The organism is Mycobacterium adipatum (genome assembly GCF_001644575.1).
GTDB classification, from domain to species: Bacteria; Actinomycetota; Actinomycetes; order Mycobacteriales; family Mycobacteriaceae; genus Mycobacterium; species Mycobacterium adipatum.
The window spans coordinates 908,901-933,215 of sequence record NZ_CP015596.1 but is presented as its reverse complement, the minus strand read 5'-3'; the positions used below and the strand labels follow the sequence as shown (position 1 = coordinate 933,215).

At 68.1% G+C, this 24,315-nt stretch carries 24 protein-coding genes; 8 read left to right on the top strand and 16 right to left on the bottom strand.

Annotation, left to right across the window (positions count from 1 at the left end):
- From A7U43_RS30545 to A7U43_RS04285, 5 genes are all read right to left on the bottom strand, one after another.
- Positions 1 to 123 (bottom strand): hypothetical protein, encoded by a 123-nt coding sequence (locus tag A7U43_RS30545; protein WP_257747834.1) that lies wholly within the window; start codon positions 121 to 123, stop codon positions 1 to 3.
- A gap of 77 nt (positions 124 to 200) precedes the next feature.
- On the bottom strand, positions 201 to 1,013 hold the full coding sequence (locus A7U43_RS04300) for a dienelactone hydrolase family protein (protein ID WP_067991521.1): 813 nt from the start codon (positions 1,011 to 1,013) through the stop codon (positions 201 to 203).
- Positions 1,003 to 1,254, bottom strand: a complete 252-nt coding sequence (locus A7U43_RS04295; protein ID WP_231963528.1) for a hypothetical protein — start codon at positions 1,252 to 1,254, stop codon at positions 1,003 to 1,005. The genes A7U43_RS04300 and A7U43_RS04295 overlap by 11 nt, the downstream gene beginning before the upstream one ends.
- On the bottom strand, positions 1,251 to 1,430 hold the full coding sequence (locus A7U43_RS04290; RefSeq protein WP_068001864.1) for a hypothetical protein: 180 nt from the start codon (positions 1,428 to 1,430) through the stop codon (positions 1,251 to 1,253). Before A7U43_RS04290 ends, A7U43_RS04295 begins: the two co-directional genes overlap by 4 nt.
- A gap of 33 nt (positions 1,431 to 1,463) precedes the next feature.
- Positions 1,464 to 3,050, bottom strand: coding sequence for a PucR family transcriptional regulator (locus A7U43_RS04285; RefSeq protein ID WP_067991518.1), 1,587 nt, complete (start codon positions 3,048 to 3,050; stop codon positions 1,464 to 1,466).
- Between the two features lie 107 nt (positions 3,051 to 3,157).
- Between A7U43_RS04285 and A7U43_RS04280 the strand changes: the two genes are divergently transcribed.
- Positions 3,158 to 4,651 (top strand): CoA-acylating methylmalonate-semialdehyde dehydrogenase, encoded by a 1,494-nt coding sequence (locus tag A7U43_RS04280; RefSeq protein ID WP_067991515.1) that lies wholly within the window; start codon positions 3,158 to 3,160, stop codon positions 4,649 to 4,651.
- 13 nt (positions 4,652 to 4,664) lie between these two features.
- Positions 4,665 to 6,047, top strand: coding sequence for an aspartate aminotransferase family protein (locus A7U43_RS04275; RefSeq protein ID WP_067991512.1), 1,383 nt, complete (start codon positions 4,665 to 4,667; stop codon positions 6,045 to 6,047).
- Between the two features lie 71 nt (positions 6,048 to 6,118).
- Here the strand turns inward: A7U43_RS04275 and A7U43_RS04270 are convergent, their stop codons facing one another.
- The gene (locus A7U43_RS04270) at positions 6,119 to 6,586 is read right to left on the bottom strand and encodes an acyl-CoA thioesterase (RefSeq protein ID WP_067991509.1); all 468 of its coding nucleotides are present in this window, start codon (positions 6,584 to 6,586) and stop codon (positions 6,119 to 6,121) included.
- Between the two features lie 37 nt (positions 6,587 to 6,623).
- Between A7U43_RS04270 and A7U43_RS04265 the strand changes: the two genes are divergently transcribed.
- Positions 6,624 to 7,109: a peroxynitrite isomerase gene (locus A7U43_RS04265; RefSeq protein WP_067991507.1), complete on the top strand. Its 486-nt coding sequence runs from the start codon at positions 6,624 to 6,626 to the stop codon at positions 7,107 to 7,109.
- On the top strand, positions 7,106 to 8,344 hold the full coding sequence (gene lipE, locus A7U43_RS04260; protein WP_067991504.1) for a lipase LipE: 1,239 nt from the start codon (positions 7,106 to 7,108) through the stop codon (positions 8,342 to 8,344). The genes A7U43_RS04265 and lipE overlap by 4 nt, the downstream gene beginning before the upstream one ends.
- Before the next feature lie 92 nt (positions 8,345 to 8,436).
- Here lipE and A7U43_RS04255 read toward each other — a convergent pair whose 3' ends face one another.
- The 6 genes from A7U43_RS04255 to A7U43_RS04230 all read right to left on the bottom strand — a co-directional run bounded on the left by A7U43_RS04255 (position 8,437) and on the right by A7U43_RS04230 (position 13,545).
- Positions 8,437 to 9,456, bottom strand: coding sequence for an amidohydrolase family protein (locus A7U43_RS04255; RefSeq protein WP_067991501.1), 1,020 nt, complete (start codon positions 9,454 to 9,456; stop codon positions 8,437 to 8,439).
- Positions 9,453 to 10,199: an ABC transporter ATP-binding protein gene (locus tag A7U43_RS04250; RefSeq protein ID WP_067991498.1), complete on the bottom strand. Its 747-nt coding sequence runs from the start codon at positions 10,197 to 10,199 to the stop codon at positions 9,453 to 9,455. The genes A7U43_RS04255 and A7U43_RS04250 overlap by 4 nt, the downstream gene beginning before the upstream one ends.
- A 15-nt stretch (positions 10,200 to 10,214) precedes the next feature.
- On the bottom strand, positions 10,215 to 10,994 hold the full coding sequence (locus tag A7U43_RS04245) for an ABC transporter permease (RefSeq protein WP_067991495.1): 780 nt from the start codon (positions 10,992 to 10,994) through the stop codon (positions 10,215 to 10,217).
- Positions 10,991 to 11,821, bottom strand: coding sequence for an ABC transporter permease (locus A7U43_RS04240; RefSeq protein WP_067991492.1), 831 nt, complete (start codon positions 11,819 to 11,821; stop codon positions 10,991 to 10,993). Before A7U43_RS04240 ends, A7U43_RS04245 begins: the two co-directional genes overlap by 4 nt.
- Positions 11,818 to 12,855: an ABC transporter substrate-binding protein gene (locus A7U43_RS04235; protein ID WP_067991488.1), complete on the bottom strand. Its 1,038-nt coding sequence runs from the start codon at positions 12,853 to 12,855 to the stop codon at positions 11,818 to 11,820. Before A7U43_RS04235 ends, A7U43_RS04240 begins: the two co-directional genes overlap by 4 nt.
- Positions 12,856 to 13,125: 270 nt before the next feature.
- Entirely contained in the window at positions 13,126 to 13,545 is a 420-nt protein-coding gene (locus A7U43_RS04230; protein WP_068001857.1) for an SRPBCC family protein, read from the bottom strand.
- A 71-nt stretch (positions 13,546 to 13,616) separates the two neighbouring features.
- On the opposite strand from A7U43_RS04230, the gene A7U43_RS04225 reads away from it, so the two are divergent.
- Together A7U43_RS04225 and A7U43_RS04220 are read left to right on the top strand one after the other, a co-directional pair.
- A complete protein-coding gene (locus A7U43_RS04225; protein ID WP_067991485.1) occupies positions 13,617 to 14,810 on the top strand; it encodes an acyl-CoA dehydrogenase family protein in 1,194 nt (397 codons plus the stop codon).
- The gene (locus A7U43_RS04220; RefSeq protein WP_231963527.1) at positions 14,803 to 15,984 is read left to right on the top strand and encodes an acyl-CoA dehydrogenase family protein; all 1,182 of its coding nucleotides are present in this window, start codon (positions 14,803 to 14,805) and stop codon (positions 15,982 to 15,984) included. The genes A7U43_RS04225 and A7U43_RS04220 overlap by 8 nt, the downstream gene beginning before the upstream one ends.
- A 1-nt stretch (position 15,985) precedes the next feature.
- On the opposite strand, the gene A7U43_RS04215 is transcribed toward A7U43_RS04220, so the two are convergent.
- Positions 15,986 to 17,209 (bottom strand): CaiB/BaiF CoA transferase family protein, encoded by a 1,224-nt coding sequence (locus A7U43_RS04215; protein WP_156525836.1) that lies wholly within the window; start codon positions 17,207 to 17,209, stop codon positions 15,986 to 15,988.
- A gap of 100 nt (positions 17,210 to 17,309) precedes the next feature.
- Between A7U43_RS04215 and A7U43_RS04210 the strand changes: the two genes are divergently transcribed.
- Positions 17,310 to 17,867, top strand: a complete 558-nt coding sequence (locus A7U43_RS04210; RefSeq protein WP_067991482.1) for an NADPH-dependent FMN reductase — start codon at positions 17,310 to 17,312, stop codon at positions 17,865 to 17,867.
- Here A7U43_RS04210 and A7U43_RS04205 read toward each other — a convergent pair.
- Together A7U43_RS04205 and hrpA are read right to left on the bottom strand one after the other, a co-directional pair.
- Positions 17,830 to 18,927, bottom strand: coding sequence for an FAD-dependent oxidoreductase (locus A7U43_RS04205; RefSeq protein ID WP_067991479.1), 1,098 nt, complete (start codon positions 18,925 to 18,927; stop codon positions 17,830 to 17,832). The genes A7U43_RS04210 and A7U43_RS04205 overlap by 38 nt on opposite strands.
- A gap of 86 nt (positions 18,928 to 19,013) precedes the next feature.
- Positions 19,014 to 22,898 carry an ATP-dependent RNA helicase HrpA gene (gene hrpA / locus A7U43_RS04200; RefSeq protein ID WP_067991475.1) on the bottom strand — a complete coding sequence of 1,295 codons (3,885 nt, stop codon included), beginning with the start codon at positions 22,896 to 22,898 and terminating at the stop codon, positions 19,014 to 19,016.
- Between the two features lie 67 nt (positions 22,899 to 22,965).
- Between hrpA and A7U43_RS04195 the strand changes: the two genes are divergently transcribed.
- Positions 22,966 to 23,427 carry a hypothetical protein gene (locus A7U43_RS04195; RefSeq protein ID WP_067991472.1) on the top strand — a complete coding sequence of 154 codons (462 nt, stop codon included), beginning with the start codon at positions 22,966 to 22,968 and terminating at the stop codon, positions 23,425 to 23,427.
- Here the strand turns inward: A7U43_RS04195 and A7U43_RS04190 are convergent.
- Positions 23,388 to 24,290 carry a mycobacterial-type methylenetetrahydrofolate reductase gene (locus tag A7U43_RS04190; RefSeq protein ID WP_068001848.1) on the bottom strand — a complete coding sequence of 301 codons (903 nt, stop codon included), beginning with the start codon at positions 24,288 to 24,290 and terminating at the stop codon, positions 23,388 to 23,390. The genes A7U43_RS04195 and A7U43_RS04190 overlap by 40 nt on opposite strands.
- Positions 24,291 to 24,315: the final 25 nt, after the last annotated feature.

Genomic DNA, 24,315 nt, shown 5'->3' with positions numbered 1-24,315 from the left:
TCAGGGCAGTGTGTCGCCGATGGTGATCTGGATCGGGAACTGCGCAGGCCCGTCCTGTAAGAGCGCGACGGTCGGGATGGCGATGGCCGCCAGCGCGACCGCTGAGGCGACGACCGACTGCATGAATCGTCTTGTGCTGAGCATGTTCGTGACAACATCGCGCGGCGGCGATCTCATTCCGCCACATGCGCCGGCCAGGTTCAGGCGGTGACGAGCAGGCGACTGCGAAACAGGTCCAGCACCTGGTCGAGGGCGGCCCTGGTGGGCTGGCCCGGTTCGTCGATCAGGTGCTCGGTGAGCACCGAATGCGGGGGCATCAGCGCCTCGGGATTGGCATCGGCGTCGGTCAGTTCCACCGCAACGAAAGCCTCTCCGAGTTGCTCGCGCAGAAAGTCGAACCGCTCGGCGGGCACGAACTTGTCGGACTCGAAACGCAAACCGAGCACGGTCAGTCCGCGGGCACAGCGGCCCTTCACGATCTCCAGGTCCGCGGGCGAGATATCGATGGACCGCCGCTGCGCCTTAGTCAGGCCGACCGGCATCGACGGCTGGGACAGTACCGGTGCCAGCAACACGTCATCGGCGGCCATCGCCAGCGCGTATCCACCGGTGAAGCACATGCCGACGGCGCCGACACCGGGCCCACCGCACCGGGCGTGCTCGGCGCGCGCCAATGCGCGCAACCACCCGATAACCGGGGAGGTGCGCCCGGTCGCCAGCGTGACGAACTCCTTGCTGATGCAGGCCGGCACCATCGAGGACGCCAGGGTCTTGACGGCGAACAGCTTGCTGGCGTTGGGATCCCGGCCGGGCGTGCCGAACAGGTGCGGCAACACCGCGGTACATCCGATCTCGGCGACCTGCCGCGCGAAGGCCAGTACCTTCGGCGTGATGCCGGGCATCTCGGCGATCACGATGACCGCCGGACCGCTGCCCTTGCGATAGACCGCGCGGGTCTTCCCGTCGTGAGTGAACTCGGTCTGCTCGAAATCTGCCAGGTCGTCATCCGACATCGCAATGCTCCTCTACGGGTCCGGTGATCAGCATCATCGGCCACAACAGGGTAGCCGCGCCGAACGACAAGGCATCCGCACCGGCCGGCAACTGGGTCTGCACCTGTTTCTCCAGGGACCGCACGTCATCGGGATGGGTGACACTGAAGACGAGACCGATGACGATATAGGGCACGGCCAGCCACATCAGGATCTCGATCATCGCCTCGACCGCGACCGGCCGGCTCAGCACCGTGTTCACAGCCCACAGAAGCTGTAGAGCAGCAGCAGCGGCCAGGCCAGCACCGATCCGAGGAACGGACCGGAATGTGTGAACCCCCAAACCATTCCGATGACCAGGTAGGGGATGGCAAGCAGGATCGCCAGGCCTATCCACACCGAGATCCGCATCTCGTAGCCGAGTACCCGGCGCACCATGGGCAGACAGTACCGCGCGGGCACCCGGGCCACTCACGTCTTCGGGATGTCGATCCCGGCCCGGCTGCGCGCGTCGAGCACCATCAGCGCGACATGCAGCGAGGTCATCGATTCGCCGTCGTCGAGATCCACCCCGAGCGCGGCGCGGATCGCGCCGAGCCGCTTGTACAGCGCGGGCCTGCTGAGATGCAGGCGGGCGGCCACCGCGGCCTTGTTCCCCGCCAGCTTCAGATACTCGCGCAACAGATCCAGCTGCGCCGGGTCCCCGGCCAGCAGCGCCCGCAGTTCGGTCTCGGCGAAGGTCTGCACCCGTGGGTCGTCACGCAGCAACGAGACCAGGCCGTGTAGGCGCACGTCGGCCGCCCGATAGAACGGGCGTCTGGCGCCGCGCATCGCCAGCGCCACCTCGGCGATGTGCGCGGCTTCGCCCAGTCCGGTGACGGCATCGATCAGTCCGTTTCCGGTCGGGCCGACGGCCAGCACCGCGCCTGCGCTGTGGTCCACCCGTTCGATCTCGGTTCCCAGCGCGGCGCCCAGCGCGGCCAGCGCCTCCCCGTCAGGTCTGGTCACGCCGAGCGCCAGTACCGCGCCGACCTCGCCGTCGCGGCGCAGCGCGCACAGCCCGGTGTGACCGCAGGCGTTGACGGTGTGCAGCACCGTGTCGACCAGCAGGACGTTGCGCCGCTGCGCGACAACGGGATCCGAGGTCGAGGCGGTGCGATCCACCCGCACCACCACGGGGGTGTAGCGGGCCGCCGAGCGCAAGCCGAGGGCATGCGCACGGGCCGCTGCCTCGCGTTCGTCGGTGACGCGCCCGCGCAGCACATCATCGATCAGCCCGCTCTGCGCCTGATGGTGCAGCCCGGTGCGGTCACGCTCGATCATCCGGTGCAACGCGAGTGCCACCGCGGCGCGTTCCAGCACCATCCGGGTGCGATCCGGGTCGTGCGCGGGTTGCGGGACGATCAGCCGGCCCCACTGTTCGGCGCGTGGCCCCACCGCGGTGACCGCCCACCGTTCCGTCGTCGCGTGCAGCCGCGAACGCCGCTCCCAGTCGCGCAGCAGATCCGCCGGCCGCCCGCGCAGCGCTACGGCCAGCGCCCGGTGCGTCAGGTCCTCCAGCACCACCGGCTCATCGAGAATCGCCGCCGCGGCCTCGACGATGCCGGCCGCGGACGGGCGTTTGAGGCTGAGCTCGGTGAAGGTCTCGTGCACGCGCCGGTCGAAGGCCACCCGTTCGAACTGGTCGGCGACGATCAGCCGATGCACGGCCTCGGTCACCTCGACGAACCGCACCTGGCGGCGCAGTGCCACCAACGCCAGGTCGAATTCGGCGGCGACGGCACCGAGCCCGGCGGGCAACGCCACCTCACCGATCTCCACAACCACCCCGAGAACCCCCGCCTCGGCCATGCCGCGCAGGTACCTGCGGGGTGACGCGCGCAGCGCCGCACCGGTGGTCAGCACAAGCTCACCACCCTGGACGAGAGCGGACAGGTCGGGCATATCGCTGACGTGCACCCACCGGATGGTTTCTCCGAGGCGGTGCGCGCTGAGCACCTCGGGGTTGCCGGCCTGGATGACCGGCAGCTCGATCACCTCGGCGATGGTCAGCGGCATTTACACAGTGTAATCAGGGGTTGTAATCCGCATACATTTCGTCACTCCCGTGTGCGCGGGAACGGCACCAGGATGGGAGGTAACCAACAGAAAGTGAGCGCAACGCGATGCAGGCCACCGTTCAGCACTGGTGCAATGGCACGTTCTTCGAAGGCACCTCCGGTGCGACGGCGCCGGTGACGAATCCGGCGACCGGCCAGGTGACCGGGCAGGTCGCCCTGGGCAGCACCGCCGACGCCCAGGCCGTCATCGCCGCCGCCGCCGCCGCGTTCCCGGCCTGGCGCGACGCCTCACTGGCCAAACGCACCCAGGTCCTCTTCGCCTTCCGCGAACTGCTCAACGAACGCAAAGGCGAACTCGCCGAAATCATCACCAGCGAACACGGCAAAGTCGTCTCCGACGCCCTCGGCGAAGTCAGCCGCGGCCAGGAAGTCGTCGAATTCGCCTGCGGCATCCCCCACCTGCTCAAGGGCGGCTACACCGAAAACGCCTCCACCAAGGTCGACGTCTACTCCATCCGCCAACCCCTGGGCCCCGTCGCGATCATCTCCCCGTTCAACTTCCCCGCCATGGTCCCGATGTGGTTCTTCCCCGTCGCCATCGCCGCCGGCAACACCGTGGTCCTCAAACCCTCGGAAAAAGACCCCTCCGCCTCCCTGTGGCTGGCCGCCCTGTGGAAGGAAGCCGGCCTACCCGACGGCGTGTTCAACGTGCTCCAGGGCGACAAGACCGTCGTCGACGAACTGCTCACCAACCCCACCATCAAGGCCGTGTCCTTCGTCGGATCCACCCCGATCGCCCAATACGTCTACGCCACCGCCACCGCCACCGGCAAACGCGTCCAAGCCCTCGGCGGCGCCAAAAACCACGCCGTCATCCTCCCCGACGCCGACCTGGACCTGGCCGCCGACGCCATGGTCAACGCCGGATTCGGCTCCGCCGGGGAACGCTGCATGGCCATCAGCGCCTGCGTCGCCGTCGGCCCCATCGCCGACGACCTGATCGCCAAGATCACCGAACGCACCGTCGGCCTCAAAACCGGTGACGGCACCCGCGACGCCGATATGGGGCCCCTGGTCACCAAGGCCCACCGCGACAAGGTGGCCTCCTACATCGACGCCGGCGAAGCCGACGGCGCCAAGGTCGTCGTCGACGGCCGCACCGTCACCCCCGACGGGGCAGAAGACGGCTTCTGGCTCGGCCCCACCCTGCTCGACAACGTCACCCCCACCATGAGCGTCTACACCGACGAGATCTTCGGCCCCGTCCTCTCAGTGCTACGCGTGGACACCTACGACGAAGCCCTGGAACTGATCAACACCAACCCCTACGGCAACGGCACCGCCATCTTCACCAACGACGGCGGCGCCGCCCGACGCTTCCAAAACGAAGTCGAAGTCGGCATGGTCGGCATCAACGTCCCCATCCCGGTCCCGATGGCCTACTACAGCTTCGGCGGCTGGAAAGCCTCACTGTTCGGCGACAGCCACGCCCACGGCACCGACGGCGTCAACTTCTACACCCGCCAAAAAGCCATCACCAGCCGCTGGCTGGACCCCTCCCACGGCGGCATCGACCTCGGCTTCCCCGGGAACAAGTGAGAGACTGAGCGATATGACTGTGACTGAAGAGTCGACCTTGCTGCCCAACGGTTTGACCGTCGACGCGGCGCGTACCGAAGCCGCCCGCACCTACGAACTCGACCGGGCGCATGTGTTCCATTCCTGGTCAGCCCAGGCGCAGATCAAGCCGATGACGATCGTGGCGTCGGAGGGGTCCTACGTGTGGGACGGCGAGGGCAACAAGCTGCTCGACTTCTCGGGCCAGCTGGTGTTCACCAATATCGGGCATCAGCACCCGAAGGTGGTCGCAGCGATTCAGGCCCAGGCCGCCAAGCTGTGCACGATCGCGCCGCAGCATGCCAACGACGCGCGGTCGGAGGCGGCCCGCCTGATCGCCGAGCGCACCCCCGGTGATCTGAACAAGGTGTTCTTCACCAATGGTGGCGCCGACGCCGTCGAACATGCCGTGCGGATGGCCCGGCTGCACACCGGCCGGTACAAGGTGCTCTCGCGCTACCGCTCCTACCACGGCGGTACCGACACCGCAATCAATCTGACCGGTGACCCACGCCGCTACCCCAACGATTACGCCAGCGCCGGCGTGGTGCACTTCAACGGCCCGTTCCTGTACCGCTCGTCGTTCCACGCCGAGAACGAGCAGCAGGAATCCGAGCGGGCGCTGGAATACCTCGAGCGCCTCATCCAGCACGAGGGCGCGACATCGTTCGCGGCGATCATTCTGGAATCGGTGCCCGGCACCGCGGGCATCATGGTGCCCCCGCCCGGGTACATGGCCGGCGTTCGGGAGATCTGCGACAAGTACGGCATCGTGATGATCGCCGACGAGGTGATGGCCGGGTTCGGCCGCACCGGTGAGTGGTTCGCCATCCAGAACTTCGACGTGACACCGGATCTGATCACCTTCGCCAAGGGCGTCACCTCCGGCTATGTCCCGCTCGGCGGGGTGGCGATCAGCGAGAAGATCGCCGCGACGTTCGCCGACCGCGCCTACCCGGGTGGTCTGACGTACTCCGGGCACCCGCTGGCCTGCGCGGCGGCGGTCGCGACCATCAATGCGATGGAGGACGAGGCCATGGTCGCCAATGCCAAGCGCATCGGCGCCGACGTGCTGGGCCCCGGGCTGCGCGAGTTGGCCGCCAAGCATCGCTGTGTCGGCGAGGTGCGCGGGTTGGGAGTGTTCTGGGCGGTCGAGCTGGTGGCCGATCAGCAGACGCGGGAACCGTTGGCGCCCTACGGCGGGTCGAGCCCGGCGATGAACGCTGTGATCGCGGCCTGCAAGTCCGGCGGTCTGTTGCCGTTCGCGAACTTCAACCGCATTCACGCGGTCCCGGCGTGCAACATCGCCGATGACGAGGTCCGCGAGGGCCTGGCCATCCTGGACACCGCATTGGACGCGGCCGACTCCGCCCTCTAGTTCACCGAATTGCGCGTAATGGTCGTGAACCGCACCGGGTTCGCGACCATTACGCGCATTTCGCGCCTGCGTCAGCCCAGCAGGTAGTCGCCGAGGCGCGCTCGCGCATCCTCGGGGACCGGCAGGGGCCCGTCGTCGCCGAGCATGACCAGGACCGTGTCGCACAGGCCGACGCAGTCCTCCCCGACGAACAACGCGGTCGACACCACATACGACGTCCGGCCCAGGCGCCCGATGCCCAGGCCGGTTTCGATCCGGGCCGGCCAGTGCACCTCCGCCAGAAAGTGCACCACGTTGTTGGCCGTCACCAGCCGAATGGTCCGGACCGCGGGATCATAGATCCCGGGGAAGATGCGTTCGTTGAACTCCGCGCGGGCGTTCTCGTGCATCGATTCCAGCGCCAGGTTGTTCACATGCCCGTTGGCATCCATATCGCCGTACCGCGCGAGCGCCAGCCCGCTGACCGGGTAGAGCGACTTGGACAGCCGGGCCGGATGCGGTCGTTCGGTGACCGGGACGAGTGCAATTTCAGATGTCATGACGGCGCCAGTACATCACGGAAGTACATTGGCGGGCATGGTCGACCTGCACCCCGCGGTCGCGGTCCTCGCTCCGCTACTGGGCACCTGGACCGGATCCGGCACCGGCGAATACCCCACCATCGCGACATTCGGCTACTCGGAGACGGTCACCTTCGGTCACATCGGCAAGCCATTCCTGACCTATACCCAGCGCACCGCCGCGGTCGACGACGGCCGGCCGCTACACGCCGAGACCGGATACATCCGGGTTCCCGGACCGGGACGGGTGGAGTGGCTGCTGGCCCATCCCACCGGCATCGTCGAAATACTGGAGGGCACCTGCGACATCGGCGCCGACGGTTCGGTGAGCATGGAACTCAGCTCCACCATCGCGCGCTCCGCCTCGGCCAAGGAGGTCACCGCCCTGACCCGCAGCATCGCCGTGAGCGGTGACCGCCTGAGCTACACGGTGCAGATGGCGGCCGTCGGCCAACCGCTGCAACACCATCTGGCCGCCGTGCTGCGAAAGGAACAACCGTGACCGACGAGCGCCGCATCCGTGTGCCCGCCGACCTGGAAGCCGTCACCGATCGCGCCGACGAAGATCACTCCGAGGTCGATTCCGTTGCCGTGGAGCGGATCTGGGATGCCGCGCGGCACTGGTACGCCGCCGGCATGCAGCCGGCCATCCAGGTCTGCCTGCGTCGCAACGGAAAGGTGATCCTCGATCGTGCCATCGGCCACGGCTGGGGCACCGGACCCGCCGATCCCGTTGATGCCGAACAGATCCCGGTCCGCACCAGCACCCCGTTCTGCGTGTACTCAGCGGCCAAGGCGATCACCACCACGGTGACCCACATGCTGGCCGAGCGCGGCGCCTTCTCGCTGGAAGACCGGGTGTGTGACTACCTGCCGAATTACACCAGCCACGGTAAGGACCGCACCACCATTCGTCATGTGGTGACCCACAGTGCGGGCATCCCGTTCGCGACGGGGCCCAAGCCCGATCTCAAACGGATGGACGACAGTGAGTACGCCCGCGACATGCTGAGCCGGATGAAGCCGGTCTACCGGCCCGGCCTGGTGCACATCTACCACGGTGTGACGTGGGGTCCGCTGATGCGTGAGATCATCTCGGCGGCAACGGGACGCAGCATCCGCGACATCCTCGCCGACGAGATCCTCGGCCCGCTGGGATTCCGCTGGACCAATTACGGTGTTGCGCCCGAGGATGTCCCACTGGTCGCCCCGAGCCACGTCACCGGCAAGCCGCTGCCCGCCCCGATCGCCAAGGCGTTCAAGACCGCAGTGGGCGGTACCCCGCAACAGATCATCCCGTTCTCGAATACACGTGAATTCCTGACCGGCGTCGTCCCGTCCTCGAACACCGTGTCCAACGCCCACGAGCTGTCCCGGTTCGCCGAAATTCTCTGCCGTGGCGGCGAACTCGATGGTGTGCGGGTGCTGTCGCCGGAGACGTTGCGCGCCGCCACCAAACAAGCCCGCCGGCTGCGCCCCGACCTGGCGACCGGGCTGGCGCCGATGCGCTGGGGCACCGGATACATGCTGGGGTCCAAGCGTTTCGGTCCGTTCGGTCGCGACGCAGCTGGTGCATTCGGGCATACCGGGCTGACCGATATCGCCATGTGGGCCGATCCGCAGCGCGCACTGTCGGTCGCGGTGATCAGCAGCGGCAAGCCGAGCGGACATCCGGAGGCCAAACGCTATCCGGCACTGTTGAACACGATCAACGCGGAGATACCCAGGATCTCCTGAACAACGTCCTGTCAGCGAACTGAAGGCCGAAGGCAAGAAGGATCAGGGCGTCTCCGGCGTCAAGAAGGTCGGCGTGAACATCAAGGACACGTTCACCAACTGATCCGAGACGGCGACGCTGCGTCAAGGGCGTAGTCAGCCGGCGGATCGAGCCCGAGGAACGCCCGGGCGTTGCTCTCCAGTGCGGTGTCATCGATGCCGGCCGCGCGCGGAAGCCACAGCGGGTCATGGGTTCCCATGTCGAACGGATAGTCGCTGCCGCACATCAGGTGGGTGGGGTCGGACTGGGCGCGCAGCAACTCGAGCGCGGCCACATCGTGGGTGAGGGTGTCGAACCACAGGTCGGCGAATGCCTCCCGCGGTGGTCGGCCGTTGCCGGAACGCACGTCGGCACGCCGATCCCAGCCATGCTGCCAGCGGCCGACGATCGATGGGGCACATCCCCCGCCGTGCACCAGCACGATGCGCAGTGCGGGCAGCGCGTCGAGCACGCCGCCCAGGGTGAGGGCCGCCGCCGCCGTCGCGGACTCCACCGGATTGCCGATCAGATTGGCCAGATAGTACGAGGTCCATTCCGGGCGCGGCAGCTGCATCGGATGCACCAGCACAGCCAGGTTGTTCTGCGCTGCGGCGGTGAGGATCTCACGCATCGGATCGGTGTCGAATGACGTCGCGCCGAGCAGTGGCGGTACCGCGATACCGCGGATCACCGACGAGGATGCCATCGCCTCGATCTGTTTGCGGGCGGTCGCCGGGTCGTGCAGCGACACCAGCCCCAGACCGAGCAGGCGGTCAGTGTTGTCGCGGCACACCTTCTCCAGCGCCTCGTTGAACTCACCGACGAAATCGTCGACGCCGTCGGCGGAGGCGACGGGGAACGCGAACGGCGGCGCCGACAGCACCCGGGAACCCAGCCCGGCGGTGTCGGTGTCGGCCAGTACCCGGTTCACGTCGCTCATCGCCTCGGTCGCGATGGACAGCGGCAGCTCACCGAGATACAACTCGCCGTCGCGGTCGGCCAACGCGGGCAGCGGTGAACCGGGTGCCAGCCCGAACAGTTCCTGCGGCAACCAGTGGGCGTGCACGTCGATGGGTCCCGGGCGTGGGCTCATGACGCCACACCCATGGCTTCGAGCGCCTCGAAGCGGGCCAGCACCTCGGCCTGCAGCACCGCGACGGCGGGATCGGAGGCGCGCCGCGGCCGGGGCAGGTCCACGTCGATGATCTCGTGCACCCGGCCGCCGGGCGCCAGCACCACGATGCGGTCGGACAGCTGCACCGCCTCGGTCACGTCGTGGGTCACGAACATGACGGTGCGCCGCGACTCCAGCCAGATGCGTTCCAGGTGTTCGCGCAGGGTCCGCGAGGTCATCGCGTCCAGATGGCTGAACGGTTCATCCATCAGCAGCACATCGGGTTCCACGGCGAACGCCCGCGCGATCCCGATCCGCTGCTGCTGCCCACCGGACAGCTGCGCGGGAAACCGGTTGGCGCAGTGGCTCAGGCCGACCAGGTCCAGATAGTGCTCGGCGCGCTGCTGCCAGCCGTCGCGTTCGTGTTGCACGAAGCCCAGGTTGGCCGTCACGGTGCGCCACGGCAGCAGCCGGGGATCCTGGAAGACGTAGCCGACCCGCGCATCGCGCCCGCCGGAGCGCAGCCGCACAGTGCCGGAGGTGTGGGTCTCGATGCCCGACACGATGTTGAGCAGAGTGGTCTTACCGCTGCCCGACGGTCCGACGACCGAGACGAAGGTCTCGCCGGTGATGTTCAGGTCGATCCCGTCGATCACGCGGGTGACGTCGCCGCGCCGGTCGGTGAATTCCTTGACCAGGTTCTTGATTTCGATGGAAGCCATGGTGTCGCTCTCTTTCTAGGCGGTGCGCCAGCGGGTGGCGTAGCGCTCGATGGGGCCGAGGATGAGCAGGTCGGCGATGACCAGCAGCAGGATGAATACCAGCACCCAGGCCAGGAAGCCGTCGAGCTGGTTGGCGTCGTACCAGTAGCGCGACCGCCACCCGACACCGGAGGTGGAACCGAACCATTCCGCGAGCAGCAGCCCGTTCCAGGCACTCATGATCGCGAAACGCACTGCGGCCACAGTGGACCCGGCGACGGCAGGAGCAACGATCTCCCGCAACACCCGGCTGCGCGGGATACCGAACGCCCGGGCCATCAGGATCAGGTCGGCGGGCACCGCTCTGGTCGCCTTGGCGATGTTGACGACCACGAACGGCAACCCGGACAGGAACACCGTGACCACCGGGGTCAGCCAGCCGAAACCGAACCACATGGTGGTCAGCAGTGCCCAGATCACCGCCGGGATGGCCAGCGCCGCCGCGTTCAGGTCGGAGAAGGCGAGGTCGGCGAGCTTGGACAATCCCATCAGGACGCCGATCACCGCCCCGACCACCAGCGCCGCAACCAGCCCGAGCAGGAATCGGTTCATGCTGATGGCCAGATTTCCCCAGAGCTCGCCGATGGCGGCTTCGGCGCCGAGCCTGCCGATGGTCTCGGCCAGGGACGGCACCCGGTTGCCGACGATCACCGCGAGCTGCCAGGCCCCGATCACGGTGGCCAGCGCGGCCAGGACGGCCGCGGCGGAGGTGCCCTGGCTGCGCAGTTGGCGCTGCCAGGAGGTGAGGACGGTCATGCGATTTCCTTCCGCCAGGCGAAGAAACGGCTCTCCAGATGGGCCAGCGCGCGCTCGATCAGCACCATGGCGACGATGAACAGCGCGGTCCAGGCGAGCATGTCGCCGACCTGGAACTCCTGATAGGCCTTGCGGATCATGAACCCGACGCCGCTACTGGCGCCGAACACCTCGGTGAGCGCCTCGACCTTCCATGCCATCGCGAATCCGTAACGTACACCGGCGAATACGAAGGTCGTGACCGCCGGCAGGTAGAGGTGTCGCAGAATATCGGACCGCCGGCGCTCGAAGGCATGGCACATCGCCAGCAGGTTGCCGTCCACCGACCGCACCCCCTCGGCCACGTTGATCGCGATGAACGGGGTGGCCACCAGCGCGGAGACCACGATCGGCCCGCCGGCGCCCACCCCGAAGATCAGCAGGCCGAAGACCGCATAGGTCAGACCGGGCATGTTGCCGAGCACGAACAACGGCAGCGAGAAGTAGGACGTCATGAACGTCGAACGGCCCATGGCGAATCCGATGATCAACCCGGCCACCATGGCGATGGCAAAACCGGCGGCGATCTTGCAGATGCTGGCCGCGAAGTTGGTCACCGCCGCACCGGAGACGATGATCGCGAGCACGCGGTCGGCGACGTCGGCGGGGTTCGGCAGGATGGGGTCGTCGACGATGACGGCGGCCAGCGCCCACAGTCCGACCGCGGCGATCAGTGCCAGCCCGGACACCAGCCAGCGGCGGCTACCCCAGGGGCGGGGGACGGCGGCGCGTGACGGCTTGTCGCGCGGTTCGCGCTCGGCCGGCCGGGCCGTGATGGTCTGGGTCACTGGTGGACTCCTTCTGCTGGCAGGAACTTCGGGTCGGTGATCTCGTCGCCGATCACGCCGGTGGTGCGCATCAGGTCGAAGATCGAACTCTCGTCGTCGGCCCATTTCTGGTCGAAACGCACCTCGTCGACCACCCAGTCATGTGCGGCCACATAGTCCTTCATGAACTCGATGTCCTCGACGGTGGCGACGGCGAAGTGCTGCGGGTAGCGCTCGATCATCACGTCGCGATGGGTCTGCCATTCCCGTAGGCCGCGGTCCCACAGGTCCAGGAATGCCGACACCTCACCGGGATGGCCGTCGACCCAGTCCTTGCGGGCGACGAACACGTTGCCCATCGGGCCGTCGTGGCCCGGCGCATTGAGTTCGGCGAACAGGTCCGCCGAGGACTTGCCGTCATACAGCGGTCGCACCGCCCCGTTGCGCAGCTCCCGGGCGGACAGGTCCGGATAGCAGATGCAGGCGTCAATCTCGCCGCGCGCCAACAGGTTCGACAGGTTCTGGATGTCGGCGACCACGATGTCGAAGTCTCCGTCGAGCAGCTGCATATCGTGCATCTGTTTGACCAGTCCACTCCACACCAGCGTGCCCGAGACCGTGGTGAACACCCCGAGTCGTCGGCCGCGCAGGTCTTCCAGGTTCTGTGCGGGGTCGTCGGCGCGGACCATGATGCGGCTGCGTTCGGCGTTGTAGCGCCCGATGATGACGGTCTCGCGCCGGGTCTGTTCCTCCAGGCCGGGCACCTCGAAGGAGGCCGAGGAGATGATGTCGGCGTGCCCGCCGGCGAAGAGGCCGAATTCGTCCCAGGTGGCGCTGGTCTCGATGGTGTAGCCGGTCTCGCGCTGCCACTCGTCGACGATGCCGGCGTCGTGCATGTAGTCCCAGATCGGGTCGGGTGCGAAGGTGAATCGGATGACACCGTCCTGAGCGGACCGCGACGATGCGGGGCCGCCGAGGCCCGCCGAGCATGCCGTGGTCGACACCAGGAACGCGGCGGTCATCAGGGCCACCAGAGCTTTGGCGGTTCGGCGCATCGGCACTCTCCTCGAACGGTGTGTTGTGACGGTGATCACGAGGACACGATGCTCGTGATCCGACCGACGAGGCAATGTCGCCAGTTACACACCCATGCCGATGGTTATGTCTTTTCAGACACATCGGTTCGGGGATTCGATGCTGGAGGGCGGGCGCAGGGAGCACCCTGCGGGATGCCTACCGAACTGTCTGCGGTGCAATGAATGTCGCAGCGTGCGCGCAGCCTGCGACCGTGATCGAGGTGACGGTCGCGGCGCTCGGCTGGTCGGTCAGGCGCGCGTGGCGGCCCGCACCAGCAATCGCAGCAGGACCTGCGCGATCGCCGCGAGCGGCAGCTTCACCAGCGGGAACGACGCCGTCGACGCGATCGTGTACTCGATGCGGGTGCCGGTTCCCGCCTCCGTCAGTCGCACTTCACCGGTGTAGCCGGGGAACGGAGTACCCGAAAGCGCCTTGTACCCGAACAGATGCGGCGCATCGAAGGTGACCACCTCTTCGACGATGTCCGGTCCGGGGCCGGGGGTGCTGATCCGTCGAACCGCGCCGAGCCCGTTCGGATCGGGGGTGCCGGGCTTGCCGAGGCTGACACTGACCCCCGGACCCCAGCTGGCCATCCCGACGTGATCGGTGAGGGTGGCCCACACCGTGTCGATCGGGGCGTTGACGGTGGCGTTCGCTGTGACGTGCATGGACACATCCTGCCCCACCGGTTGGTAGACCCGCCTACGTGACGTCGATCACTCTTCCCTATGGTGGCGGGATGAGCGCGAAAGCCGATGCGGACCGGGTCGCCGAACTGGCCCGGCAGGTTGTGGCGGAGCATGACCCCAAGAAGGTCCCCATCCCGGAGTTCCTGACGGCCAGCTATGACGCGGGACTGTCCTGGGTGCACTTCCCGGTGGGACTCGGTGGTCTGGGGGTCTCCCGCGGGCTGCAGGCCGTCGCGGACGGCATCCTGCAGGGCGCCGGTGGTCCGATGCCGCTGGGGCTCAATCCGATGGGCTACGGGATGGCCGCGCCGACGGTGCGCGAACACGCGCAGTCCGAGGAGCTCAAGAAATTCTGGCTGCGGCCGCTGGCCAGCACCGAGGACATCTGGTGTCAGTTGTTCTCCGAGCCCGGCGCGGGATCCGATCTGGCCGGCCTGGCCACGTCGGCGGTCCGCGACGGGGACGACTGGGTGATCAACGGACAGAAGGTGTGGACCAGCCTGGCCCACCGGGCGCGGTGGGGGCTGCTGCTGGCGCGCACGAATCCCGATGTGGCCAAGCACAAGGGGCTGACGTACTTCGTGCTGGACATGCACGCCCCCGGCGTCGAGACGCGGCCGCTGCGCCAGCTCACCGGACAGGCCGAATTCAACGAGGTCTACATGACCGACGCCCGCATCCCCGATGCACACCGACTCGGTGAGGTCGGCAACGGCTGGGGTGTGGCGATGACGACGTTGATGAACGAGCGCAGTGCGCTCGGCGGCAGCGGTGCCAGGCGCGGCGCGGGCACCATCGCCGAAGCCGTCGGGCTGTGGGCCTCGCGGCCGGATCTGCAGACCCCGGTGCTGCGGGACCGGCTCACCCAGCTGTGGCTGCGTTCGGAGGCCCAGCGGCTCACCGCACAGCGCTCGCGCGCCACCGCCACCGTCGGCGGGCCGGGCCCGGAGGGATCGATCGGCAAGCTGGTCGGCGCCGAACTCAACCAGCACATCTACACGTGGTGCATGGATCTGCTCGGCGCCGAGGGCATTTTGTATCACGGCTACGGGATGCACGACAGTGACGATGAGACGGATTGGCGGGGGCCCATCCAGCAGCGCTTCCTGCGCAGCAAGGCCAACACCATCGAAGGCGGGACATCGGAAGTGATGCGCAACATCCTGGCCGAGCGGATCCTGGGCCTGCCCGGCGATCTGCGGGCCGATGCCGGTATGCCGTGGAAGGAGATCCCGCGTGGCTGAGGAGTTTACGGATCAGCCCGACAGGCTGGCTGAGAGTGAGTTCGTGTTCACGTCCGAGCAGGCCCAACTCCGGGATGCGGTGCGCAAGTTCAGCGCCGAGCACTTCGGTGAGGCCAAGGCCCGCATCCAGATGGAGTCCGAGCCGCGCTTCGATCGGAGGGTCTGGCAGCGGTTGGGTTCCGAGCTCGGAGTGCTGGGTCTGTCGGTGCCCGAGAGCGATGGTGGCGTCGGCGGCACCCTGGTCGACCAGGCCATCGCGGTCGAAGAACTGGGCGCCGCCTTGGCAACCGGGCCGCTGTTCGGCACGGTGTTCCTCGCCATTCCCGCGTTGGTCGCCGCGTCCGGCGGCGACGACCGTGACGAGCTGCTGGGCGCCCTGGTCGAGGGCACCCGCACCGCGGCGTTCGCGGTCCCCGACTCTGCGGGCGCCTTCGACGCGGCCGCGGTCACCGTGACCGGTTCCGATAGTCTCACCGGCGCCGTCGCGCGGGTGGTCGATGCCGACGCAGCCGACGAGTTGCTGGTCGCCGCAATGGGTCCCGAGGGTGTGGCCCTGTATGCCGTGGACGCCAACGGCCCCGGCGTGCACCGCACGCCGTTGGTCACCCTCGACCTCACCCGGCCGCAGGCCACCATCGAGCTGTCCGATGCGCCGGCCCGGCTACTGGCCGGCGCCGATGAGGCCGACCGGGTGATCACCCACGCGCTGCAGATCGGCTCGGCGCTGCTGGCGGCCGAACAGATCGGTGCCGCACAGCATCTGCTGGGTCTGTCGGTGGAGTACGCGAAGTCACGGCTGCAGTTCGGACGCCCGATCGGGTCCTTCCAGGCCGTCAAGCACCGGCTGGCGGAGGGCATGGTCGATCTGGAGCATGCCCGCTCGGCCACCTATCACGCGGTGTGGGCACTCAGCGACGGCTCCGACGACCCGGCGCTGGCGACCGCCATCGCGCAGGCGCTGTCCTCGACGGCGTTCTCCCGCATCGCCACCGACACCATCCAGGTGCACGGCGGGATCGGCTTCACCTGGGAGCACCAGGCGCACCTGTACTTCAAACGGGCCACCACCGATGCCGCCTTGCTGGGTAGTGCCGAGGCTCACCGTGACCGGGTGGCCCGGATGGTGCTCGACACCGCGCCGGCCGACCGCGCGCCACGGGTGGCTACCGGGTAGCTCAGGCTATCGCGCCGGCGTCCTTGAGCTCCTCGATGCGATCCCATTCCAGGCCGATCTCCATCAACACCAGCTCGGTGTGCTCGGAGGCCTGCGGCGCGCGGGTGGTCTGCAGCGGTTCGTGGTTGAACTGGACCGGCCCGCGGACCACCTTGAACGGTCGGCCATCGGCGCCCTCGACCTCGGCGACCATGTCGTTGGCCAGCGCCTGATCGTCGTGGCCAAGGTCCACCAGGCTCTGGAACGGCGCCCACTGACCCTTCATGGTCTTGAGGTGCTCGCGCCAGTAGTCGAACGGTCTGCTGCGCACCGATTCGGTGATCAGTTCGACGGCGGCCGCGGCATTCTCGATCAGCGGGAGCACGTCGCAGAAACGCGGATCGTCGGCCAGCTCCGGCAGTCCCAGGTGCTCGAAGGCGTCCCGGATATACCCGGTCGGGCTGACGATGCACAGGTTGATGGTGCCACCGTCGGAGGTCAGGTAGTTGCCCAGGAACGGGTTGACCGTCGGGCCAACGGAATTGGGCATCACCGAGCGCATGGTCTCGCCGGTCTCCATGCCCTGGGTGACGCTGGCGCCGGCCGCCCACCATGCCGTGCTCAGCAGGGAGACATCGATCTCGGAGGGCTCGCCGGTGCGCTCGCGGTGGAACAGCGCCGCGGCGATGCCACCGGCGATGTTCATCCCGCCGATCGAGTCACCGAAGGCCGGGATGCCCTGCGAGAGTGCGCCGCCGAGTTCTTCGGGGGTCAGTGCGTGCCCGACACCGCTGCGGGTCCAGAACGCGGTGCCGTCGAAGCCGCCGGTGTCGCGTTCGGCACCCTTGTCGCCGTAGGCGCTGCCACGGGCGTAGATGATGTTCGGGTTGACCGCCCGGATGTGCTCGATGTCGAATTTGTTCTTCTGCCGCTGGGCAGGCAGATAGTTGGTCAGGAACACGTCGGCGGTCTTGGCGATCTCGTAGAGCACCTCCTGGCCGCCCGGGGTGGAGACGTCGACGCCGACGCTGCGTTTACCGCGGTTGGGGTGCTCGATGAGGGGATGGCGGTTCGGGTCGAGCGCGAACCCGCCCATGTTGATGAACCCGCGCTGGGTGTCGCCGCGCACCGGATGTTCGACCTTGATGACATCGGCACCCCAGTCGGCGAGGATGGCGCCGGCGGCGGGGACGAAGGTGAACTGTGCGACCTCCAGGACGCGCACGCCCTCCATGACCTTGCTCATACCGCCGACCGTACCGTATCGACGACGGTAGATATCGGCGCGCTTCGGGAAGACTTGGGCCGACGGCAGACGATGCACCTACCGAAGGGAGAACGTGAATATGACCATCGGCATCATCATCGGATCGATACGGGAGGGCCGCGTGGGCGCCTCCGTCGCGCAGTGGGTCGCCGAGCGGGCGGCACGCCGGGACGCCACCGAATTCGAGGTCATCGACCTCAAGGAGTTCGACGTTCCCCTGCTGACCGCGCCGCTGCCGCCAGCAGCGGCGAACCGTGACTACGACTCGGAGAGCGTACGGCGGTGGAGCCGGGCGATCGATGCCTGCAAGGGATTCGTCTTCGTCACCCCCGAGTACAACCACGGTGTGCCCGGTGCGCTGAAGAACGCGGTCGACAGTCTGGGACCCGAATGGACCGGCAAGGCGGTCGGGTTCGTGTCCTACGGGGCGGACGGCGGTGTGCGCGCCGTCGAGCAGTGGCGCCAGATCGTGGCGAACTTTCAGATGTTCGATGTCCGGGCCCAGGTCGCACTGTCCCTGTTCCAGGAGTTCGGCGCGGACGGATTCACCCCGCAGGAGCGTCGCGCGGGTGAACTCGACACGCTGCTGGATCAGCTGGTCAGTCTGACCGCACGCCTCGGTATATCCCCCGCTTGACGATCCACGGCTGCAGGACGTTGCGCACCGACCAGGCCGGGAACCGGATCGCCTGGCCGGACGGCGCGAACACCTCCAGGCCGTCGGCCTGGGCGCCGAGCACCGATCCCCAGCGCGCCTTCGGCGGTCGGTAGGCACGCAGCGGCTTGCCCGCGACGTAGGCCGCGATATTGCGGGCGAGCAGACCGTCGGCGCGGCTGCGTGCCGAGGCGCGCAGCGGATCGGTGGCCGCGACATCGCCTATCGCGAAGATCTCCGGGTGGCCCGGGCTCTGCAACTGCGGGGTGACCCGGACGAATCCGCCGGCGTCGAGCAGCTCGGCGGGCAGCCAGCCGGTGTTCGGGCTGACCCGGCCGATCGCCCACAGCACCGCGTCGGCGGTGACCGCGGGCTGCCCGGTGCTCCAGTGCACCGGTTCGCCGGTGATCTCGTCATGGTGCTCGGGGATGACGGCACGGTGCCCAGGATGGAGCGCCACTCCGGATGCGGTGAGCCGCGATTCGATCCGCTGCCACACGCGGCGATGGTGCTGGGGCAGCGCATGATCGCCGGGGTAGTACAGACCGATCTGCGCGGCGGGCAGCGCGATCGCGAGGTTGGCGGCCGCGCTCACGGCCGCGGCCCCTCCCCCGATGACCGCGATCGACGTCGCAGCGGCCAGCCGCCGGTGCACCGCCTGCAGGTCCGCGTCGATCTCGGCGGCGGACTGCAGGTGCGGCCGGCGCCAGAATCCGTTCGTGACGCCGGTGGAGATGACCAGGATGTCGTAGGGCACCTGCTCGACGGCGCCGGCACGGTCGACAGCGACGGTCCGGGCGGCCATGTCGAGTCCGGTCAGGGTGCCGTGCACGGTGTGCACCCGGTCCAGTCCGCGGAAGCGGTCGAAGCCGGTCCAATAGTCACGGGCCCACTCGTGCGGACGGGCCACCCGCACCCCGAGTTCCTGCCCACTGAGTAGTCCGGGCTTGGCCGAGATTCCGGTGACCTGGAAACGCTTCGCCAACTTGAGCGCCGTGAGCACCCCGGTGTCGCCGAGCCCGGCGATGACAACACGTTGCATAGCTCTCTTTCTATACGCCGAAACAGCATTCCAGAGGGCAAACAGCGAGTGGACACCTTTTGGAATGCTGTTTCGGCGGGGCGTCGCTAGCTGATCGCCGCGATCGCCTTGTAGATCCGCGCCTCGCTGACCGGGCGTGGGGTTCCCAGCTGCTGAGCCCACAGACTGACCCGCAATTCCTCTATCTGCCAACCGATATCGGCGATATCGGATCCGGCCGCGCGGGCCGGGGACAGCGCGCGCCGCAAATCGTCATAGGCGTCCTCGACGGCGTGCACCCGGTCCATCCGCTCCCGGTCTGCGCCGAGCGCATGCGGTAGCCGCTCCAGACGGCGCCCGATCGCCATCAGGTAGCGGGTCAGGTCCGCCAGCCGGGTGGCGCCGGTGGCGGTGACGAATCCCTTGTCCAGCAGCCGATCCAGCTGGCCACGGATATCGGCGATGGCCTCCGCGTGCGCCGGCGGCGGCCGGTCCGGTATCCCGACCTGCGCCTCGTGCGCCGCGGCCAGGACCTTGGCCACGCGGGCGGCGATATCGGCGGTCGTCGCGGCCAGACCGCCGGTCACCCGTACCGCGAGAGCATCGAAATCCGCTTTGGTCCACACGATATCGCGGGAGAGTGCATCGACAGCGGCATCGGCGCAATCCTCCAGCAGGGCGGCCAGCGTGCCGTCGGGGTTCGCGTTCAACACGAGCCGGGTCCGGGTGTCCAGTCCGCGCTCCACCGCCTTGACCGGCGAGGGTGCCGTCAACCGCAGCAGCCGGCGCATGCCGGGTTTCATCGCCGCGGACTGTTCGGCAGCGGTGGCGAACACCCGCACGTCCACCGTGGCCCCGGCGGCGACGAAGGCCGGGAATCCGCGCACCGTGTGCGCACCGCTGCGCTGTTCGATGGTGCGCGGCAGCTCGGTCAGATCGGCGGGCCAGGATGTCAGACCGGTGCGCTGCCACTTACCGGCGACCGCGTCGGCGACGGCGCGCTGCACCGGCGCGGCCAGCCGGTCCTGCAGCCCGGCAAGGTCTTTGCCACGGGCCATCTCGGTTCCGTCGGTCGTCTCGACGGCGAAGGTGACCCGCAGGTGGTCGGGAACCTTGCTCAGATCGAATGCCTCCACCGGCACCACCACACCGCTGCGCCTGCGCAACTCCCGCTGGATCTCGGTCAGCAGAGATCCGCTGCCCGGGTTCAGGTCGTCGAGGATGGCGCGCGCGGTATCCGGCGCAGGCACGAAGTTGCGGCGCAGCTCTTTCGGCAGCGACTTGATCAGTGCCGTCACCAGTTCCTCCCGCAGGGCGGGCACCTGCCAGGCGAAGCCGTCGCCGCCGATGCGCGTGAGCACCTCGACCGGGATGTGCACCGTCACACCGTCATCGGCGGCGCCCGGCTCGAACCGGTAGGTCAGCGGCAGCGCCAAATCCTCGGTGCGCCACGTGTCGGGATGCTCGTCGCCGGCATCCGAGCGCAGTAGTTCGGTGCGGGTGAACGTCAGCAGGTCGGGGGTCTTGTGCCGCTGCTTCTTCCACCAGGCGTCGAAGTGCCTGGCCGACACCGCCTCCGGCGGGATGCGGGCGTCGTACAGGGCGAACAGCTCCTCGTCGCCGATCAGCAGATCACGCCGGCGGGCCCGCTCCTCCATCTGCTCGAGCTCGGCGCGCAACCGGGCGTTATCGGCGAAGAAGTGGTGCCGGGTCTGCCAGTCCCCTTCGACCAGCGCGTGCCGGATGAACAGGTCGCGCGCCACCTCCGGGTCGATCTGTCCGTAGTTGACGGTCCGGCGCGGCACCAGCGGCAGCCCGTAGAGCGTCACCCGTTCGAAGGCCAGCACCGCGCCGCGCTGCGCATTCCAGTGCGGCTCACTGTACGTGCGCTGAACCAGGTGACCGGCCATCCGTTCGACGGACTCCGGGTCGATGCGGGCGGCGGTACGGCCGAACAGCCGGCTGGTCTCCACCAGATCGGCCACCACGATCCAGCGCGGCGGCTTCTTGGACAGCACCGAACCCGGGGCCAACACGAACTTGGTGTTGCGCGCACCCGTGTAGTCACGGGAATCCCCTTCCCGCAGTCCGATATGGGACAGCAGGCCGGCCGCCAACGCGGCATGCACGCGCGCCGGGTCGGCGTCCTCGCCCGATTCCCGGATCCCCAGGTCACCGGCGATGCTGCGCAGCTGGCCGGTCAGGTCCTGCCACTCCCGAATCCGCAGGTAGTGCAGGAACTCATCCCGGCACATCCGGCGAAAGGCGCTGCCGGAACGCTCTTTGCGCTGCTCGCGCAGATAGCGCCACAGGTTCAGGTAGGAGATGAAATCCGAGTGCTCGTCGGCGAACCGCGCATGCTTCTGCCGGGCGGCCTCTTCGCGGTCCACCGGGCGTTCGCGCGGGTCCGGGATGGACAGGGCCGCTGCGAGCACCAGTACCTCGCGTACGCAGTTCTCGCTTTCGGCGGCCAGGATCATCCGGCCGATGCGCGGGTCCAGCGGCAGCCGGGCCAGCCGCCGGCCCACCTCGGTCAGGGCACCTCCTCCGGCAGCGGTGTCGAAGGCCCCGAGTTCCTGCAACAGCTGCACGCCGTCGCGGATACTGCGCGCGTCGGGCGGGTCCAGAAACGGAAAGTCCTCGATGGCACCGAGTTTCAGTGCCGCCATCTGCAGGATCACCGCGGCGAGGTTGGTGCGCAGGATCTCTGGATCGGTGTAGCGGGGCCGGGACTCGAAGTCCTGCTCCGAGTACAGCCGGATGCAGATACCGGGGGCGGTGCGACCCGACCGCCCGGCCCGTTGCGCGGCCGAGGCCTGCGAGATCGGTTCGATGGGCAGTCGCTGCACCTTGGTGCGCCGGCTGTACCGGGAGATGCGCGCGGTGCCCGGGTCCACCACGTACCGGATGCCCGGGACCGTCAACGAGGTCTCGGCGACGTTGGTGGCCAACACGATTCGCCTGCGCGAGGTGCTGGGCATGAATACCTTCTGTTGCTCGGCGGTGGACAGCCGGGCGTAGAGCGGGAGCACCTCGGTGCCCTGATCCACCAGGGAGCGCAGCGCCTCCGCGGTGTCGCGGATCTCGCGTTCCCCGGACAGGAACACCAGCACATCGCCGGAGGGTTCGGCCTCCAATTCGCCGATCGCGTCGACGATGGCCTCGGTCGGATCGCGGACCTCGGTGCGCACGATCTCGTGATCGGGGTCGTCGGGATCCTCGTCATCGGAGGCAGCGACCGGCACTTCCAGCGGCCGGTACCGGATCTCCACCGGATATGTCCGCCCCGACACCTCCACGATGGGGGCACCGCCGAAGTGTTCGGCGAACCGCTCGGGCTCGATGGTCGCCGAGGTGACGATCACCTTGAGGTCGGGCCGGCGGGGCAGCAACTCACGCAGATAGCCGAGCAGGAAGTCGATGTTGAGGCTGCGCTCGTGCGCCTCATCGAGGATCAGGGTGTCGTAGCGCAGCAGCCGGCGGTCGCGTTGGATCTCGGCGAGCAGGATGCCGTCGGTCATCAGTTTGATCAGCGTCGAGTCGCTGGCCTGATCGGTGAACCGCACGGTGTAGCCGACGGTGGCACCGAGCGGGGTGCCGAGTTCGTCGGCGATGCGCTGGGCCACGGTGCGCGCCGCCAGCCGGCGCGGCTGGGTGTGCCCGATGGTGCCGCGGATCCCCCGGCCCAGTTCCAGGCAGATCTTGGGTAGCTGGGTGGTCTTGCCCGAGCCGGTGGCCCCGGCGACGATCACCACCTGATTGTTGGTGATGGCGTCGGCCAACTCGGCGCGGCTGTCGGTGACCGGCAGGTCGGGGTAGCTGATCTCGGGGACGGCGGCCTGCCGGGTGAGTACCAGCGCCTCGGCGGTGGCGAACTGCTCGATCAGCGAACCCGGCGGATCGCCGCGCAGTCCCTTGAGCCGGCGGCCGAGCCGGGACGCATCACGGTAGGTCAGGCCGTCCAGACGGGCATGGAGCTCACGGACGGACATTTACCCAAGGATAGGCGGTTGACCGCCACCCTCGTCCGGGTGCACGCTCGAGGTCTGGGAGGTGTCCATGAACGACTACTTCGGCACCATGCTTCGCGACTGCCTCGACGTCGGGAGCCGCTCCAGCCCGCAGATTGCCCGTTCGGACTTCCCGGCACTGCTCACCGATGATGTGCGGCTGCACGTCGTCGCGGGCCGGGTGGCGGCGGCGGAATGGGCACACGCCGAGGCGCACGCCCCGGTGATCGTCACCGCCACCCATATCGTGGCCACCGAGCACGGCCTGCTCTATGCGGCGGTGGTGGCGACCCCACACGGAGACCCCTGGCATTACCTCGCGGTGCCCCGGTCGCTGTTCGATCGGGTCGCCGACCGGGTGCACTACGGGCCGCCGGCGGGTGGCTCGGTCGCCGCGGTGGACTGCCGGCTGAACCACGATCTGACCTCGATGTGGCAGTTCGAGTCGGCCTTGCGCCGGATGCTCGACGACTATCCTGCGTTCGAGCTGGAACTCTCCGGCGTCCAGTAGTCGAGCATCGCGGCGAAGGTGTCGAACGCGGGCCGGGAGGGCCCGTAGGCGGCCTCGAAGTGCACGCTCAGCGGGAAGCCGAGCTCACCGACCCCGTCGATCACCCGCTTGTACAGGTCGAGCATCTCGCGGCGTTTGGCGTCGGGATCCAGCGGCGCCAATCTGCTGACGAATTCCTGCTCGGCCGCGACGGCCGCATTGCCGGGGTCCTGGATCAGCCAGTTGATCAGCCCGACCTGGGACTCCATCTTGGGCACGAATCCGAAGGACAGCAGGATCTCCGGACGGTGCTCGGTGGTGTCCGCGAATTCGGAGAGGAAGCCGACGATGGCATCGGAGTACAGCAGCTGGGTCATGCCGTAGGTGGCGCCCTGGTCGCATTTGAAGTTGAAGCGGCCCTGCTCACCGTCCCGGGTGGGAATCAGGATGACCCCGCGGTTGGGGACCAGTGCCTCGAAGACGGACAAGGCGTCGGTGGGGGCCACCCCGCCGCCCTCGCCGTCCTGCAACGTGCGCGGCACCCCGACGAAGGCGATACCGTCGAAGTTCGCCGCGTTCAGTGCGGTGAGCCTGGTGCGCAGGGCCGGCTCGTCCAGAAACGACGTGACCTGGGTGCACAGCCCGCGGGAGCCGGGAAGTTCGGGGCGGATCAGCGACCAGTACTCCAAGACATCCATCTTGGGCTTCATCTCGATGGGACGATCATCGTCCTCGTCGATCATCCCGGGGATCATGATGTGGCCGATATCGACGCCCGTCTGCTGCGACAACGTGCGGACCTTGATCGCCTCATCGATGGCGTACTGCGCCCCCCGCTCCACATTCGGTGGGACGAGTTCGAGCGCGACGGTGTTGAGCGGCACGAACGACACCTTATTGACTCTCGCC